The 16,633-nt window shown below is 39.2% G+C and carries 10 protein-coding genes; 3 read left to right on the top strand and 7 right to left on the bottom strand.

Annotation, left to right across the window (positions count from 1 at the left end; translation table 11 throughout):
• Nucleotides 1-131: 131 nt before the first annotated feature.
• The 7 genes from DSM02_RS15495 to DSM02_RS15465 all read right to left on the bottom strand — a co-directional run bounded on the left by DSM02_RS15495 (nucleotide 132) and on the right by DSM02_RS15465 (nucleotide 9,623).
• Nucleotides 132-740, bottom strand: coding sequence for a DUF1684 domain-containing protein (locus DSM02_RS15495; RefSeq protein ID WP_128766471.1), 609 nt, complete (start codon nucleotides 738-740; stop codon nucleotides 132-134).
• 46 nt (nucleotides 741-786) lie between these two features.
• Complete coding sequence (locus tag DSM02_RS15490) at nucleotides 787-4,032, bottom strand: S41 family peptidase (RefSeq protein ID WP_128766470.1); 3,246 nt, start codon at nucleotides 4,030-4,032, stop codon at nucleotides 787-789.
• A 260-nt stretch (nucleotides 4,033-4,292) separates the two neighbouring features.
• The gene (locus tag DSM02_RS15485) at nucleotides 4,293-4,775 is read right to left on the bottom strand and encodes a hypothetical protein (RefSeq protein WP_128766469.1); all 483 of its coding nucleotides are present in this window, start codon (nucleotides 4,773-4,775) and stop codon (nucleotides 4,293-4,295) included.
• A 145-nt stretch (nucleotides 4,776-4,920) separates the two neighbouring features.
• Nucleotides 4,921-6,225, bottom strand: coding sequence for a DEAD/DEAH box helicase (locus DSM02_RS15480; RefSeq protein WP_128766468.1), 1,305 nt, complete (start codon nucleotides 6,223-6,225; stop codon nucleotides 4,921-4,923).
• A 215-nt stretch (nucleotides 6,226-6,440) separates the two neighbouring features.
• A complete protein-coding gene (locus tag DSM02_RS15475; RefSeq protein ID WP_128766467.1) occupies nucleotides 6,441-7,301 on the bottom strand; it encodes a CPBP family intramembrane glutamic endopeptidase in 861 nt (286 codons plus the stop codon).
• Nucleotides 7,302-7,341: 40 nt separating this feature from the next.
• Nucleotides 7,342-8,538: a DUF418 domain-containing protein gene (locus DSM02_RS15470; protein ID WP_128766466.1), complete on the bottom strand. Its 1,197-nt coding sequence runs from the start codon at nucleotides 8,536-8,538 to the stop codon at nucleotides 7,342-7,344.
• A 41-nt stretch (nucleotides 8,539-8,579) separates the two neighbouring features.
• On the bottom strand, nucleotides 8,580-9,623 hold the full coding sequence (locus DSM02_RS15465) for a serine hydrolase domain-containing protein (protein ID WP_128766465.1): 1,044 nt from the start codon (nucleotides 9,621-9,623) through the stop codon (nucleotides 8,580-8,582).
• A gap of 735 nt (nucleotides 9,624-10,358) precedes the next feature.
• On the opposite strand from DSM02_RS15465, the gene DSM02_RS15460 reads away from it, so the two are divergent.
• From DSM02_RS15460 to DSM02_RS15450, 3 genes are all read left to right on the top strand, one after another.
• Nucleotides 10,359-10,925: a phage tail protein gene (locus tag DSM02_RS15460; RefSeq protein ID WP_128766464.1), complete on the top strand. Its 567-nt coding sequence runs from the start codon at nucleotides 10,359-10,361 to the stop codon at nucleotides 10,923-10,925.
• A 49-nt stretch (nucleotides 10,926-10,974) separates the two neighbouring features.
• Nucleotides 10,975-12,069 carry an ABC transporter substrate-binding protein gene (locus tag DSM02_RS15455; protein WP_128766463.1) on the top strand — a complete coding sequence of 365 codons (1,095 nt, stop codon included), beginning with the start codon at nucleotides 10,975-10,977 and terminating at the stop codon, nucleotides 12,067-12,069.
• 47 nt (nucleotides 12,070-12,116) lie between these two features.
• Nucleotides 12,117-16,633, top strand: a 4,517-nt coding sequence (locus DSM02_RS15450) for a beta strand repeat-containing protein (protein ID WP_128766462.1), incomplete at its 3' end; no start/stop codon positions are given.

Here is a 16,633-nt window from a genome sequence, read left to right as displayed (position 1 = left end):
GATAGTTAAAAAACTTCAAATTATTCTCAATTCCCTAATTACTCCGCGAATCTTCAGACTAATATTTTTGCTTGAACTTTGATATGAATGTACAGATACTGTATAGTGGTGTCTTTTTGACTTTCATTATATTACTTATGTTCTTGAGGACCTCGTATACCCGCCTTAATTTCTGTTTTTAGATCATTAGCTTCCGGTGGAATAGGGCAAGAATAGTTAGGACTATACGCGCAAAACGGATTGTATGCTTTATTAAAATCAATGACAATCGTTTCCCCTTCAGGAATTCTTAGATCAATATAGCGCCCGGCTCCATACGTTTCTACACCACTGGTATAATCTGTAAATGGGAGGAAAAGATAATCCCAGTATTCTTCAGTTTCCCTTAATTCTGGACTTTGATAAATAGTAAGTTGATAGGGTTTTCCATTTAATTCAAACGAAGCAATTGCATAGGTTTCTTCTTGCTTTATCTTACCTGAAGAAGTCGGAAAATCAATTGTTACCGGATTTTCAATACGGTCAAATTGAGCCATAACCCGGTATGTAGAATCGATAGGATAGAATTGATGTCCTTTAAAAACTTTTTGTTCTTCTGGGGTTAGCGGGGATTCTTCGGGATTTTTATATTCGGCATTCAAGTCTTTTTGAAATTGAAGAATTTCGGTTTGATAAGCGGTTTGGGCAAAAGCAGAAAAACCGTTTAAAATTAAGGCAAAGATTAATAACTGTTTTTTCATATAAAAGAGCCTCCCCAGTCTAACGGGAAGGCTTTGAATTTTTAAATTAATTTTTCGTTTTATCTGGATATTCAGGAGTAGTCAACGTCTTTGGTGGATTTTCCTTCAGCTGTTGTAAAATGATCTCAATTGCTTTTTCCAGTTGAGGGTCTTTCCCGGCAATTACTTCTTTTGGCGTTTGTTCTACCTCCACATCGGGTGGAGTCCCTACATTTTCAATTCCAAAACCTTCTTCATTATAAAAAGCTACGTTTGGTGCGGTTACCATTCCGCCATCTATAAACTCTGGATACCCCAAAACGCCTACGAGTCCGCCCCAGGTACGTTTACCCACAAGGGTTCCCAGTTTATTTCTTCGGAATAAATACGGTAAATAATCTCCACCAGAACCAGCAGTTTCATCAATAAGCATCACTTTAGGTCCTTGTATAGAAGCACTGGGTGCTTTCATATCCTTACCATATCTAAAATTCCAATAACTCTGCATTGGCTTGTTAAGTAAATCTATTACATAATCAGCCAGTTGACCGCCCCCGTTAAAACGCTCATCAACAATGATCGCTTTTTTATCGGCCTGCGGATAGAAATAGCGCTTAAAGTATTCGTGACCACCGGTTGCGGTATTGGGTACATAGACATAAGCAACCTGACCATTTGTGGCTTCATTTACTTTTTTAATATTACCTTCTACCCAGTCCCGGTTTCTTAAATCGCGATCAGAAGCAATAGTTGTGACTTCTTCATCGTGCGCATTAGCGCCGTTCGCATTTGCAGCTAAAGTAAGCGTTACCAGTTTGCCGGCTTTATTCTCAAAGAAACGATACAGGTTATCTGAAGCAGTCACTTCTTTACCATCTACTTTGATGATATAATCACCTACACTCGCACTTACTCCGGGTTCGGTAAGTGGAGAACGCAGATCTGGATTCCAGTTGAGACCGCCGTATATTTTTGAAATCTGATAGCGGTTATTGTTCACAACATAATCAGCACCCAGTAAACCACCGCTTATGCTTTCTTTCTCCACTCTGTTATCCCCACGATAATCAAAGCGGTGATGCCCTACAGATAGTTCAGCAAACATCCAACTCATCAAGCGATACAAGTCACTTTTTGCAGCAGCATCAGGTACAAATATTTCGTATTTTTCTTTCATTGCATCCCAGTCAACACCATGCATTGCCGGATCGTAAAAATAATCACGGTTTACACGCCAGGCTTCATTAAAGATGTTTCTCCATTCTTTCTTAGGATCAATTTTAACTTGAATACCTTCTAAATTTAAAGGAGCTTTATCAGCTTTTTTACCAACTTCTGAAACGAACCAACTACCAGAATCGGCATATAGCATTTTTTCGCCGTTGGCGGAAATTTCGAAGGAGTAGGCTTCTAGCAATTCTTCATCTTTTTGTTCAGCAAGATTATAGAGGTACATAGTAGTTTCTCCATCGTGAGAAGGGTAAGATAAATAATACAACATCCCTTCTTTTGGTACAGCTAACGAACCAAATTGTCCTGTTCCTACAGGTATTGAAACCATACGATTCATAATGCCATCCCAGTCTATTTTTAAAGTAGGGATTTCTTCCTTTTTATCCTCTTTTTCTTCAGCCTCTTCTTCTTTTTCAGCAATAACTTCTACATCATTTTCTTTGGCAAAAGGAGATTTCACATCTTTTTGTAAGGTGATTAAATACAATGCATTTGAAGATTCCATATCCTGATTAGATTGATCAAACCAGTTCACAACCGGTCCTGCATCTGTAGAGCCGGTTAGATAAAGGTATTTTCCACTAGGGTCAAATGTAGGTTCAGTAACATTTGAAAGTCCGTCTGAAATAGGATAGGATTTGTTTTCGCTAAGCGAAAAAATATAGGCTTGTTCAAAATTAGTTTCGGTAATCAAGGTATAAGCTAGCCAATTAGAATCTGCAGACCAGCTTCCGAAAAGATCTCGATAATCTGCCGGTTGATATAAGATATCTTGTGCTACCTTTTCAGTTTTACCGGTAGCAACTGTTGTGATATATAGATTTCTTCCATTATCTACATAAGCCACTTTTTTACTATCTGGAGACCAGTGTAAATGGGCATAAAAACCAGTGCCATCTAATTGGATGGCTTTTGCCTCATCTAGACTGTTCTGATTTTTTATATGCAATTCATACTCACCACTTGCATCAGAGAAATAAGCGATAGACTTGCTGTCTGGCGACCATTTAGGGAAGGTCTCGTGAACACCCGGAGTTTCTGTTAAATTAGCAACATCTCCTTTTTCTGCCGGTACGGTAACAATTTCACCTCTAAAATCTACAACAACACGTGCACCTGTAGGAGAGATACCGGCGCTTCGCACATAGTCGCTCCCACTCACAAAGCGCGGACGCAACTCTAACAAATCTGTAGCAATACCAATAGTCAGCTTTTTTAAAGTTTTTGTAGCCGGATTAAAAGTGTGTAAATAACCAGCCTGTTCCATGATGATATTCCCGGTTTCAGATACCGAAACATCTTGTAAGCCATAGTCTTTAAAATCAGTTAATTGCTCAACTTTTTTGGTGTTGATATCATAACTGTACAAATTGAATTCACCATCTCGATCGCTTCTAAAATAAACCAGATCTCCTAAGAATTCTGGTTGGGTGTCATTACTTCCTGAAGCTGGTTTTGGGATTTCAACAATTTCCTGAGTTGCAGTATCAAAAATAAATATACGCGTCTGTGTACCACCCCGGTAATGTTTCCATTGGTTAAAACGATCAGGAATTGGAGTATAGGCGATGTATTTTCCATCACTAGAATAACTAGCCCAGAAAGCATTAGGTATTTCTAATTCTGCAGCATGACCACCCTCTACAGGAACTGTAAAAAGTTCGGTGTACCTATTGGTGAAAATTGCCCGTTGTGATGCAAAAAGTACGTGCTTGCCGTCTGGAGTAAAACCCCGAACATAATCAGGATACGGGTGCCAGGTTAACCGGGAAGGAACACCTCCTGTGGTGGGAACCGTAAACACATCCATATTTCCATCATATTCTGCACTAAATGCGATGGTTTTACCATCAGGAGAAAATACCGGGTTATATTCAACACCTTCATCTATCGTAAGCCTACGCGGTTGTGAACCATCTTTATTGGCGACCCAAAGGTCTTCTGCATAAATAAAAGCTATATGATCTTTGCTTATAGCCGGCTCGTCTAGCAACCGGGTATCTACTTGATCGATCTGGCAGTAACCACTCAGAGAGAGGAGTACAGCTGTTATACTTAAGATTTGATTTTTGATTTCCATATTTTGATTGATTTTCCTCGATAATCGAGATTTAAATGTTCCAAGACTTATCTCGTTTTAAAATATATTGTTTAGTTTAATGCTTCGCGGGGATGCCCCGAAGTAGTTTACGATTTTCAAGTTACTAAAAACCGCTTTGAATTTAATCTAAACTGCACTTTTCAAATGAAAAAAGTCCGTTGAATTTATTTTCAACGGACTTCTCAATTTTACTGATTCTGTTTAGAGAACGATAAAAAAAACAATAGGGTAATTGTTTATTATTTATCTGAAGTTTGTTTTAAAGCCTCTTGCTCGGCTTCAATAGTTTTCAATTCGGTTTTGATTTGATTGAGACGCGCTGCAATCTCCTCATTATTCGCTTCCATATCTGTAAGCTGTTGTTCCATTTGCGTTACAGTAATACTATCTGACATAAAATATGCTTTTAGCTCGCTGTGACTTTCTATGGTGCTTTTGAGTTTGCTCAACGTTTCGGCTTGTTGTTTGAGCAACATTTGATGCTTTTGCAGATCAGCCATTGCAATAGAGTCGGTTTCTTCAACTTCCTTCAATTTATCGCTTAAGGTTCTGGTATCTGTTTTAAGTTGCTCGTGAGAAACCGTCATCGCCTCGTGAACGACCTCAAGACTATCAGTATGCATTACAAATTCTAAATAATTTTCGTGTAATGCTTTACGGGTATCGTCGCAGCTCACAAAAAGTATTGCAGCAAAAGCTGCTAATACGATTAATTTTTTCATAGTGTCGGTGTCCTTAATTAACAGATTAAATATAAAAAAGAAAGTAGTGTGTGGGTTGTTAAATAATAGTTAGATTTTAAAAATGATCCTAAAAAAATCCGCTACAGATGAACTACAGCGGATTTTTATAGGATAATCATAAATTTTACTCAGACTTCGGCTTTGAGTTGAAACGCTTATTAGGCTTTCCCGCTGTCTGCTTTTTTGGTCTGTGACTTTTATTTTCTGAATTACCGCGTGATCTATTAGATCTGTTGCGGTTATTATTACGAGGTGGTCTGGCAGCCGGAGCTTCAGACGGGTCCTCAGGCCCATCTACTAAAAATGGATGTTCTGCAATCACATGTACTTTTTGTTTGATCAGTTTCTCGATATCTTTTAAATAGGGACGCTCATCTTGTGCACAGAAACTTAGCGCTATACCGCTGGCTTTTGCTCGACCGGTACGCCCAATACGGTGTACATACGTTTCAGGAACGTTAGGAAGGTCATACTGAATTACCAATTCTAACTCTGAAACATCAATACCACGCGCAGCGATATCAGTTGCTACTAAAACCTGGGTTTTTCCATCTTTAAAAGCACTCAATGCTTTTTGACGGGCAGCCTGTGATTTGTTACCGTGAATGGCAGCAGCATTGATACCGGCTTTATCTAAGATTTTTACAATCTTATTCGCTCCGTGCTTGGTACGTGAAAATACCAAAGCCGTTTCTGGTTTTTCCGTTTCAATGAGGTGCTTTAATAATTTAGCTTTACTCTTTTTACTCACAAAATAAACCGACTGATCGACCCGCTCAGCTGTAGGCTTCTCGGGAGCGATACTCACTTTTTCAAAGTCGCCCAGAATGAGTTTAGAAAGATCTATAATTGCTTTAGGCATCGTAGCCGAAAAGAATAGCGACTGACGCTTGTGCGGTACGAGTTTTAAAACCTTTTTAATGTCGTGTATAAAGCCCATATCAAGCATCTGGTCTGCTTCATCAAGCACCAAATATTCAATATCTTTTAAGCTGATAAAACCTTGCTTGACCAAATCGAGTAAACGGCCCGGTGTAGCTGTTAATACATCTACGCCTTTACGCATCGCATTTACCTGAGAAGCTTGTTTTACTCCCCCAAAAATCACGGTATTCTTTATACCAGTGTATTTGCTGTATTCTGCGACGTTATCGTCAATTTGTATAGCGAGTTCACGAGTTGGCGTAATGATTAAAGCTTTAAGCTTTCGTCCGCCTTTACCCGAACCAATATTGTTATAAATCTGTTGCAAGATAGGAATGGTAAAAGCTGCCGTTTTTCCGGTACCCGTCTGTGCCGAACCTAATAAGTCTTTTCCTTTAAGAAGTACCGGTATGGCTTGTTGCTGAATTGGGGTAGGGTGGGTGTATCCTTTATCGGCAAGTGCCTTAAGGATAGGGTCAATAAGACCTAATTCTTTAAATGTCATAAATTCTAATAAGCGGCAAAGATACGGTTATTTTAAACGCATAAACCTAATTTAACTTAAAATACTGATATTTAATATATTAAGTGTCTTTAAATAGGGTTTCCTAAAAGATAAACCAAGATTTCAGTGCATCCCAATTGGAAAAAATGAGATAGCCAATGATGAAGGCAAAACCTAGTAAAAGCAAATTTTTAGAATCAGGAGTCTCATTGTTCTTATGGGATTATGACATAGTCTTTAGATTTATTCTGATAGTAATAAAAAATAGCGGCTATTGCAACAGCTTGAGCGATGATGGACAGATACGAACCTTCAAAACCAAAGGCACCACCGTTGAGTTTATTTGCTTCTTCGATTTTAAAGTTGATCAAGTTGTAAAAGTTTTGGCCGCTTACATTAAAACCATAAAGGCCTTGAAATAAATTCCAACTCCAGTGCAAAGCAATTGGAAACCAAAGGTTTTTAGTATACGTGTATGAAATTCCCAGCAAAATTCCCGCAAGGAAAATATTTAAAAGTCCAAGAGCACTTACATTAGGGTTCAATCCGTGAGCTAATGAAAAAATAACTGCTGAAATAAGCAGCGCCACACACTTATTAAACGAAAGCATTAAATTACGTTGTAGGTAGCCTCTAAAGACACTTTCTTCTACTACGGCAATGATGAGAAAAAAGAACACAGAAAGGAGCAACTCTATAAAATCAATATTGAAATTTAGAAAAATAAGTTCGTTTACAGTATATAAAAATCCATAGCCTAAACTCATAATAAGCAGTCCTAAAAGCAAACCCATTGCAAACTCGTGTAGTCGGTTTTTGGTTTGAAAGCCCAGTTGTATAAAGGGTTTTTTATCTACAAAGCGCATAAAAAGCCAAAGTATAAGTAGCGTACCCAGCAAATCAAAAAAATGAATGATCAGACTTTGAGTCGTGGTTCTAGCTTGTGAGGAATCTGTAAAATCTACTTGAGCGACGAGCATTCCTAAAAGTTGAAATGCTATAACACAAAATAGATAAGGTGCAATAAACAGCAGGATGCGTTGCCAACCCTTAAATCGTGAGGTTTGTTCGGTCATTTTATTTTAAGTGTTTTTATATGAGGAATACGTATATGGATCAATTAGAAATAGGAATTAGTCTCTTGTAAGTAAGACAGCGCCAGATCCATTCTAAGGGGCCGTATTTGAAGTGCTTCAGCCAAATTTTGCTCAATATTACCTGTATACAAAATAGTATAAGCGCAATGATAAGCGTTTCAACAGGTTTTAACGTTTCATATAATTTGAAACCTATTGAAGAGAAGAGTATAAGACCTAGGAAACTTTGTAAAATGTAATTCGTTAAGGCCATACGGCCAACATATTTTAAAGGATTTAATACTTTTTGCCAGGGTGTGTAATACCAGATCCACCCAATGAGCCATAGATAAAACAACCCCATTGCTACGTCACATATAACCATCAATTTGATGAATAGCGTGCGTATAAGTTCAGTCTTGTAACTATTCAAACCGGTTAAAACTTCTAAAAAAAGCACCCGATATAAATTGGTTATCAGTGCGACTACAAGAATTGGTGTTTTGATCTTGAAAATAAAAAGCTCAAGTTTATTTACGATTTTATTTTTACCTAAAAACAATCCCAAAAGAAACATCGATAAAGCTACAGGTGTAAGAAAGCCGAGGAGCATAGGAAGATTGGTTACATATTCTAAAAAGCGCAAGTGTAGCCCTTCTAGATAGGTTCCGGTTATGATTATGTCATTAATTTTGGCGCCATTATAATCACTTAAATACACATAAGGCTCAAAATGAATAGTATTAAAAAAGCTTTCTAAAAAGAAATCATAAAAGGGAAAGCATAATGAAATCAGCGCAAGCGTAATTATAATTTTATTGGAAAGCTTGATAAAAATAAATGTAAAAAAGCCTAGTAGTGCATAAAGATGCAATACATCACCTGACCAGATGAATACGATGTGAAGCACACCAAACAAGAAAAGAAAGAACATTCTGCGTGATAAAAATCCTTTTATGGGCTTGTGTTCATTTTTTCGTTTTAAAACTTGCATCGCAATCCCCAGCCCAAAGAGCAGGGAAAATATTGGAAAGAATTTAGTATAAAAGAAAAGCTGCAAGACTTTTTGAGTGATTAGATCTGCAGGAGCTGTAAATTGAGCAAGATATGCGTCCTGATTGATAAAGGTAGCATGCATAATCACAATATTAACCACAAAAATTCCCAGCACTGCAAAACCACGATATATATCTAGTACTTCAATGCGTGTGTTAGGTTTTGTAGGAAGCGTACTCAAAGTTTCTCGGTTGAATTTTCAATGCTTTAAAACTACTCGATTTAATTGGAAGACTCTTTGTTTAAAATTTTTACGACCCTGTTGTACATTATTTCTGAAAGATTCCAGTTGTAACCTTCAAAATCTACAGTGTTTGTAAATTGAATCACTACTGCATCCAACTCTTTGTGATATTTAGCGATGGTCTGATAACCGGGAATAAGTCCGGTGTGATTCAATTTATAAATAGAATTATAAATAGCACGTTCCTCAGCATCCCTAAATACTGAACCATCATTAAGAGCACGAATAAAAGTGGCCAGATCCTGAGCTGTAGCAAGCATTAGGTCGTTATCATCTGTTTTTAAGTCGTTGGGATAGCCCACATAATACCCGCTCATTACCCGATCTGGATCAACATTGTGAATAGAACCATAGGTATTCTCAAGGTTAAGAGGCGCGAGAATATTCTCTTTTACATAAGCGAAAGAAATTTTCCCGGTCACTTTTGTTATGAGTTCGTGAAGCAGTAGGTAATTGGTATTACAATAGGCATAATCGATATCCGGTTTAAAGTCCGCCGGTTGATCTAGAATCAATGCCAGCCGCTCTTGGTTATTGTCTTTTGGCTTTGCCCAATACATATAGGTGTCTGTAAAATTAGGAATTCCGCTGCGGTGCTGTACCAGCATACGCAAGGTGATCTCCTCAGCATATTCTATACGATCTGCCAACTCTGGAAAATAATGTGCTAAAGTCTGATCTAAATCAAGCTGTCTATCGCGCACCAACTTGGTAATGGCTACAGCTGTGTAGAGTTTACTTACACTTGCTATTTTAAATAGAGCATCTGCTCGTGCCGGTTCTTGTGTTTCTCTGTTGTGAGTCCCGGCAGTGAACCATTGCGGCTTCTTACCAGTCTGATCGATATAGACAATGATTCCGTCAAAGCCGTAGTCTTGGGCTTTATTAACCTGTTCTTGAATGCTATCTGGTAAAGGTTTGATCCAAGCGGTTACAATGGGCCACGGAACAAAATATAAAGAGATAAGTGTTCCTACTAAAAGCAGGACTCTAATTAGGGTTGTAGTACGTTTAGAAGCCATTGGGTTATGCTAGTTTGACGTATAGGTTAACAAAATGGATGATTTGTTACAAATAAAAAGGAAGTTGCTTTACGGTATTTAACAAGCTTAAATGATAATTTTTAAATCTATACATCGCAAAAAAAATGTGCGAGAGTAAGATAGTCGGGAAGAAGATGGAATTTCATGGTTTGGCGGAGTAAAATTTTACAGTTTAATAGAAAACTAGATAATTGGTCATTAGAGTTGTGTTAATATTAGCTCAGTTTATGTGGAAGAATTTCGGTTCTACTCCCAGTATGGTTCGTATTTCGTTCGGTAAACGACGCAATTTTTAAAAACTGTACAGAATTCACCCAAAAGCCCTTCCGAAGCATACCCGAACCAATACCGAAGGAAACCCGAACGAGACCCGAATGAAACCCCCTTTGGTTTAAGATGCAATATTGATCGTTTTTAGATATTTTAAGATGTTTTTTATGACTTTAAATACAATTTTTTGTGTGGCAAGATAGCCTGTTGTGGTTTTTTGTCTAGTTATCTTTATTTTGTTTGTGTATATTTTCTTACTAATATTTATCTAAAATAGTAGTCTGTTTTTAACAAGTATAATTCTTTATGTTTTTCATTTATTTGGAGATAAGGTGTTTGTGATTATTTTATTTTAACAAAAAAGGGGGATAACCCCCTTTTTGATTTATTTTAGAACACTACTTTTATACTAGATAAAATACTAACCAAAAAATCAAGAGAATTATGGAACCTTTTATTGGTCAAATTCAACCTTTCGGATTTAATTTCGCACCTAGAGGCTGGGCTAAATGCGACGGGCAACTTTTACCTATTGCTACGTATTCAGCTTTGTTTTCCCTTCTGGGAACTACATTTGGTGGAGATGGCAGAACTACTTTTGCGCTACCCGATTTACGCGGTAGAAGTATCGTCCATATCGGGCACGGCCCCGGATTGTCAGCAATTAGCTGGGGGGAAAGAGGCGGAGCAGAACAACTTTATATCACGCAGGCTAATATGCCTTCTCACTCTCATGCATTAGTAAATGGTGTAGCAAATGTAACGGTAGCAACTACAAATAATGAGAGTGTAACTTCAGAAACTGATGGAGGAGCGAATGTATTGGGTACATCAGGCAGTATGCCAGAAATTTACAGAGAAGATGGGACAACTGGAGATAAATTGGGAGGTGTTGGTATATCAGGTACCACTACAGCTAGTGGAGGAAACATTCCTTTACAAAGCAGAAATCCTTTTCTAGGTATAAATGTTTGTATAGCTGAAGTAGGTATATTCCCATCTAGATCCTAATTTATAGAAAGGTTCATTTCTTCTAATGAACCTTTAATATTTTTTTATCATGGATTTTAATATAGGAGTCGTGCTTCCTCAATCTAAAGAGTTTCCAAAACTGGGAAAGGAATTTATAAATGGCATTCGCTTAGTATTTGATGAAGAAGAATTACAACTTAAGGTAGAGGGTATTGGTTTTGGAAATAATTCCGAGCGCGTTATTGATGCGATTGAAAAATTATCAAATCAAAACGAACTCTCTTGCATTACCGGTATTTTAGGTCACAAAGATCTCTCAATAATTTTAGATCACATCGAGCGAATAGGTGAGCAGCTAATTTATACAGATTTTGGAGCAACTTGCCCATTAGATTTATCTGGCAGGTCAGGAGTATTTTGTAATTCTTTAGATCTTTATGGAGCAACCGAATTATTAGGGCGCTATTTCTTAGATAACAAATTATTTAAAGTAGCGACTTCAACATGTTACTACGAGTCGGGTTATGGTTTTATTGAAGCTATTCAAAATACACTTTATAAAGAAAATCAAGGAAGTTTTGCAGGGCATTTTATTACTCCTTTACATCCTAGGTCAAATGAAGCAGTACTACTCAAAGAGTTTGTAGAGGCAACAACTCCCGATGTGCTCTTTGCATTTCATAACGGCACTTTTGCCAAAGAACACGCCGAATTTTTAGCAGCAAGTAAAGTACTTGAGAACACACCACTATACACGCTCCCTTTTACCGTTACTTCTCAGATTTTAGATTTATTTCCGGCTCTTTTTGATAAAACCCGAACCGTAAGTTCGTGGTTGCCGGAGGATACTCAATCACGAGCTAATATTGATTTTATGCAAAAGTATTTCCAAAAATATAAAAAGCAACCTAGTGTGTTTGCAATTCTTGGTTATGAAAATGGCTTGTTGATGAAGCAAAAATTAGAAGGGGATAATTATGAAGAATTACACGGTCCAAGAGGCCTTTTAAAAATAAACTCAGAAACAAATAGAGTTGTTGTAAGTCATCGTTTATGGGAAATTAATTGGAATAATGAATCTTATGAATACGATTTGATAGATTCGTTAACATATTCCAATTCTCATAATTTTCAGGTAAGCGATCCCAATTCGGGGTGGCATAATGCTTATTTATGTGTTTAACGAACTCAACATTACTTAATGATCTTTACCTCTAAAAAATAAAATCTATGCAAAAATTATTACTTACGCTATTACTTATTACTTCTTGCTTTGGCTATAACTTAAATAGTCAAAGTCTCGCTGCAGGAGATATTGCTTTTGTAGGATATAATACAGATAATCCGGATGGATTTGCTTTTATTACTTTGACAGACATACCTGCTGGGACTATAATCTATTTTACAGATCAGGGATGGAGTTCTTTTAATAATACTTGGTATTCCAACGGTGAAGATCATATAATTTGGACTGCTCCATCAGGAGGATTGTCTATGGGTACGATTGTTTCTGTTGTAGAGAGCACTTCGGACTCTTTTACAAGTTCTTACGGGACTGCAAATTTAGCTTCGGGGTATTCCGGTTTTTCATTATCTGCTGGAGATAGTATGATCGCTTATACCTCAGGGACTGGAGCAGCACCGCCTAATCCTAACTTTTTAGCAGCAATATATGGGGATGATAACTATGCAGGTGTACCAGGCTGTGACGATTCGGTAACTAAATGGTTTGATTGTCAAAATTGTACTCAGATAAATGTAGATTGTAATACAACCAGTGTTTCAACTTCAGATCTTCCTACAGGACTCACTAATGGGGTTAATGCTGTTGCCCTTTTTCCAGATTCATTTTTAGAACAGGATAATGCACAGTACACCGGAACACTTACCGGGACAGTTGAACAGGTTCGAATTGCAATTAATAATCGAAACAATTGGAGTTTTAATGATGGCATCGGCACTAACAACACAACAAGTCCATATAATTTTGCTGCAGGAACTTTTAGCTCTCCAAATATAACTCCTGAAGTTACCAACACAGCTCCAAGTGTTGGAGGCACAACTGCAGGGCAGACTGTTAATGACAATGCTACAATTAATCTATTTTCAGGAATAACTATTACAGACGCAGACGGTGACAATGTTACCGCGACCATTTCTTTAGATAATAATGCCAAAGGAGTTATTACAGGAGCATCATCAGGAACAGGTCCGTATACCATTACCAGCAGAGGAGCTGCGGCCATGCAAACGGCTTTAAGATCCCTGAGTTTTAACTCAACAGATAATAGAACGGCTACTTCAGAAACAACCATCTTTACGGTTACTATTAATGATGGGACAGAAAATACTATTGATAATACCACTACAGTAATCTCAAGTGCAGTTGCACCTACAGTAAGTAGTGTAAGTGTGCCTAGCAATGACACGTATATCATTAGTCAGAACTTGGATTTTACTGTGAATTTTAATGAGGCTGTTACTGTAAACACAGGAGGAGGAACACCTGAGCTGTCTTTAACAATAGGGGGTACAGCGCGTCAGGCAACTCTTTTGGGAGGAAGTGGGACAACGAATTTGCAATTCAGATATACCGTTCAATCTGGAGATTTGGATACAGATGGTATAGCTATAGGAACATTGGCAACTGGAGGAGGTACTCTAAGAGATTCCGGAGGTAAGGATGCAAATCTGACCTTGAACGCTATAGGTGCGACGACAAATGTTTTGGTAGATGCCGTAGCACCTAGAGTATCGAGTATTGTTCGTCAAAACCCAACGACCAGTCCAACCAATGCAGATGCATTAGTCTGGGACGTAACTTTTAGTGAAGCTGTTAGTAATACCTCCATAGACGACTTTACAGTAACTGGAACCACTGCGACAATAGCATCTGTAACAAATCCAAGTGGAACTGTTTATAGGGTAACCGTGTCTGGTGGTGATTTAGCAGGTTTAAACGGGACAGTTACCTTAGGGTTTTCTGGAAGTCAGGACATATCCGACGTTGCTGGTAATGCATTAACTAATACTACACCTACAGGAACTAATACTAATACGTTTGTAGTTGAAAATAAAATACCACTCACCATCACCGGTCTTACCGGAGAGGACAAGGAATATGATGGCACCACTGCAGCTACTGCATCTGGAACTGCTTCACTAAGTGGAGTGGTAGGAGCCGATGACGTAAGCTTATCAGGTACGCCAGTTTTTACCTTTGCCAGTGCCGATGCAGGTACAGGCATTGCGATCACTACAACCGGTTATACGATTTCCGGAGCTGATGCTGGTAACTATACCTTGACTCAGCCAACTTTGTCTGCTGATATTACAACCAAAGCCCTAACCATTACGGGAATCACGGGAGATGACAAGGAATATGATGGTACCACTGCAGCTACTGCATCAGGAACAGCCTCACTAAGTGGTATAGAATCAACAGACGTTGTAAGCTTGGGCGGTACATCAGTCTTTACTTTCGCCAGTGCCGATGTAGGAACAGGTATTGCTATCACTACCACAGGTTATACAATTTCAGGAGCTGATGCTGGTAACTATACCTTGACTCAGCCAACTTTGTCTGCTGACATCACCACAAAAGCGGTAACCATTGCGGGGCTTACCGGAGACGATAAGGAATATGATGGCACCACTGCAGCTACTGCCTCAGGAACTGCTTCACTAAGTGGCGTAGAAACAACAGATGTTGTAAGCTTGGGCGGTACACCGGTCTTCACTTTTGCCAGTGCCGATGTAGGTACCGGCATTGGGATCACTACAACCGGTTATACGATTTCCGGCGCTGATGCTGGTAACTATACGTTGACCCAACCTGGTCTATCTGCTGATATCACCACAAAAGCCTTGACTATTACGGGAATCACCGGAGATGACAAAGAATATGATGGCACCACTACAGCTACTGCAACAGGAACAGCTTCACTAAGCGGTGTAGAAACAACAGATGTTGTAAGCTTAGGAGGCACACCGGTCTTTACCTTTGCCAGTGCCGATGTAGGAACAGGGATTGCGATCACTACCACAGGTTATACGATTTCCGGTGCTGATGCCGGTAACTATACCTTGACTCAGCCAACTTTGTCTGCTGATATTACTACTAAAGCCCTAACCATTACAGGGATCACGGGAGATGATAAGGAATATGATGGCACCACTGCAGCTACTGCATCTGGAACTGCTTCACTAAGTGGAGTGGTAGGAGCCGATGTTGTAAGCTTGGGCGGTACACCAGTCTTTACTTTTGGAAGTGCTGATGTAGGAACCGGTATCACGATCACTACCACAGGTTATACGATTTCCGGCGCTGATGCTGGTAACTATACGTTGACCCAACCTGGTCTATCTGCTGATATCACCACAAAAGCCTTAACTATTACAGGAATCACGGGAGATGACAAGGAATATGATGGTACCACTGCAGCTACTGCATCAGGAACAGCCTCACTAAGTGGTATAGAATCAACAGACGTTGTAAGCTTGGGCGGTACACCAGTCTTTACCTTTGCCAGTGCTGATGTAAGTACAGGCATAGCGATCACTACAACCGGTTATACGATTTCCGGGACAGATGCTGGGAATTATACCTTGACCCAGCCAACTTTATCTGCTGACATCACTACTAAAGCCTTAACCATTACGGGAATCACCGGAGATGACAAGGAATATGATGGCACTACAGCTGCCACTGCATCGGGAACAGCTTCATTAAGTGGCGTAGAAACAACAGATGTTGTAAGCTTAGGAGGCACACCAGTCTTTACCTTTGCCAGTGCCGATGTAGGTACAGGTATTGTAATCAATACAACCGGTTATACGCTATCCGGAGCTGATGCCGGTAACTATACCTTGAACCAGCCTGGTTTGTCTGCTGATATTACTACTAAAGCCCTAACCATTACAGGGATCACCGGAGATAACAAGGAATATGACGGAACCACTGCAGCTACTGCATCTGGAACAGCTTCACTAAGTGGTGTAGAATCAACAGATGCTGTAAGCTTATCAGGTACACCGGTCTTTACCTTTACCAGTGCCGATGTAGGTACCGGCATTGCGATCACTACCACAGGTTATACGATTTCTGGAGCTGATGCTGGTAACTATACCTTGACTCAGCCAGATTTGTCTGCTGACATCACCACAAAAGCGGTAACCATTACAGGAATCACCGGAGATGATAAGGAATATGATGGCACCACTGTAGCCACAGCTTCAGGAACAGCTTCACTAAGCGGATTAGAAACAACAGATGTTGTAAGCTTGGGCGGTACACCGGTCTTCACTTTTGCCAGTGCCGATGTAGGTACCGGCATTGCGATCACTACCACAGGTTATACAATTTCAGGAGCTGATGCCGGTAACTATACCTTGACCCAGCCTGGTTTGTCTGCTGATATTACTTCAAAAGCGGTAACCATTACAGGAATCACGGGAGATAACAAGGAATATGACGGTACCACTGCAGCCACTGCATCTGGAACTGCTTCATTAAGGGGATTAGAATCAACAGATGTTGTAAGCTTAGGCGGAACACCAGTCTTTACTTTTGGCAGTGCTGATGTAGGAACCGGTATCACGATCACTACCACAGGTTATACAATTTCCGGCGCTGATGCTGGTAACTATACGTTGACCCAACCTGGTCTATCTGCTGATATCACCACAAAAGCCTTGACTATTACGGGAATCACCGGAGATGACAAAGAATATGATGGCACCACTAC

The organism is Leeuwenhoekiella polynyae (genome assembly GCF_004104075.1).
GTDB classification, from domain to species: domain Bacteria; phylum Bacteroidota; class Bacteroidia; order Flavobacteriales; family Flavobacteriaceae; genus Leeuwenhoekiella; species Leeuwenhoekiella polynyae.
The sequence above is the reverse complement of the archived record's forward strand: the minus strand, read 5'-3'. Positions and strand labels throughout refer to the sequence as shown.

Excerpts from the sequence above, each read along its gene's own strand:
- DSM02_RS15495 (WP_128766471.1), bottom strand. The coding sequence starts at position 740 with ATGAAAAAACAGTTATTAATCTTTGCCTTAATTTTAAACGGTTTTTCT.
- DSM02_RS15490 (WP_128766470.1), bottom strand. The coding sequence starts at position 4,032 with ATGGAAATCAAAAATCAAATCTTAAGTATAACAGCTGTACTCCTCTCT.
- DSM02_RS15480 (WP_128766468.1), bottom strand. The coding sequence starts at position 6,225 with ATGACATTTAAAGAATTAGGTCTTATTGACCCTATCCTTAAGGCACTT.
- DSM02_RS15465 (WP_128766465.1), bottom strand. The coding sequence starts at position 9,623 with ATGGCTTCTAAACGTACTACAACCCTAATTAGAGTCCTGCTTTTAGTA.
- DSM02_RS15455 (WP_128766463.1), top strand. The coding sequence starts at position 10,975 with ATGGATTTTAATATAGGAGTCGTGCTTCCTCAATCTAAAGAGTTTCCA.
- DSM02_RS15460 (WP_128766464.1), top strand. The coding sequence starts at position 10,359 with ATGGAACCTTTTATTGGTCAAATTCAACCTTTCGGATTTAATTTCGCA.
- DSM02_RS15485 (WP_128766469.1), bottom strand. The coding sequence starts at position 4,775 with ATGAAAAAATTAATCGTATTAGCAGCTTTTGCTGCAATACTTTTTGTG.
- DSM02_RS15475 (WP_128766467.1), bottom strand. The coding sequence starts at position 7,301 with ATGACCGAACAAACCTCACGATTTAAGGGTTGGCAACGCATCCTGCTG.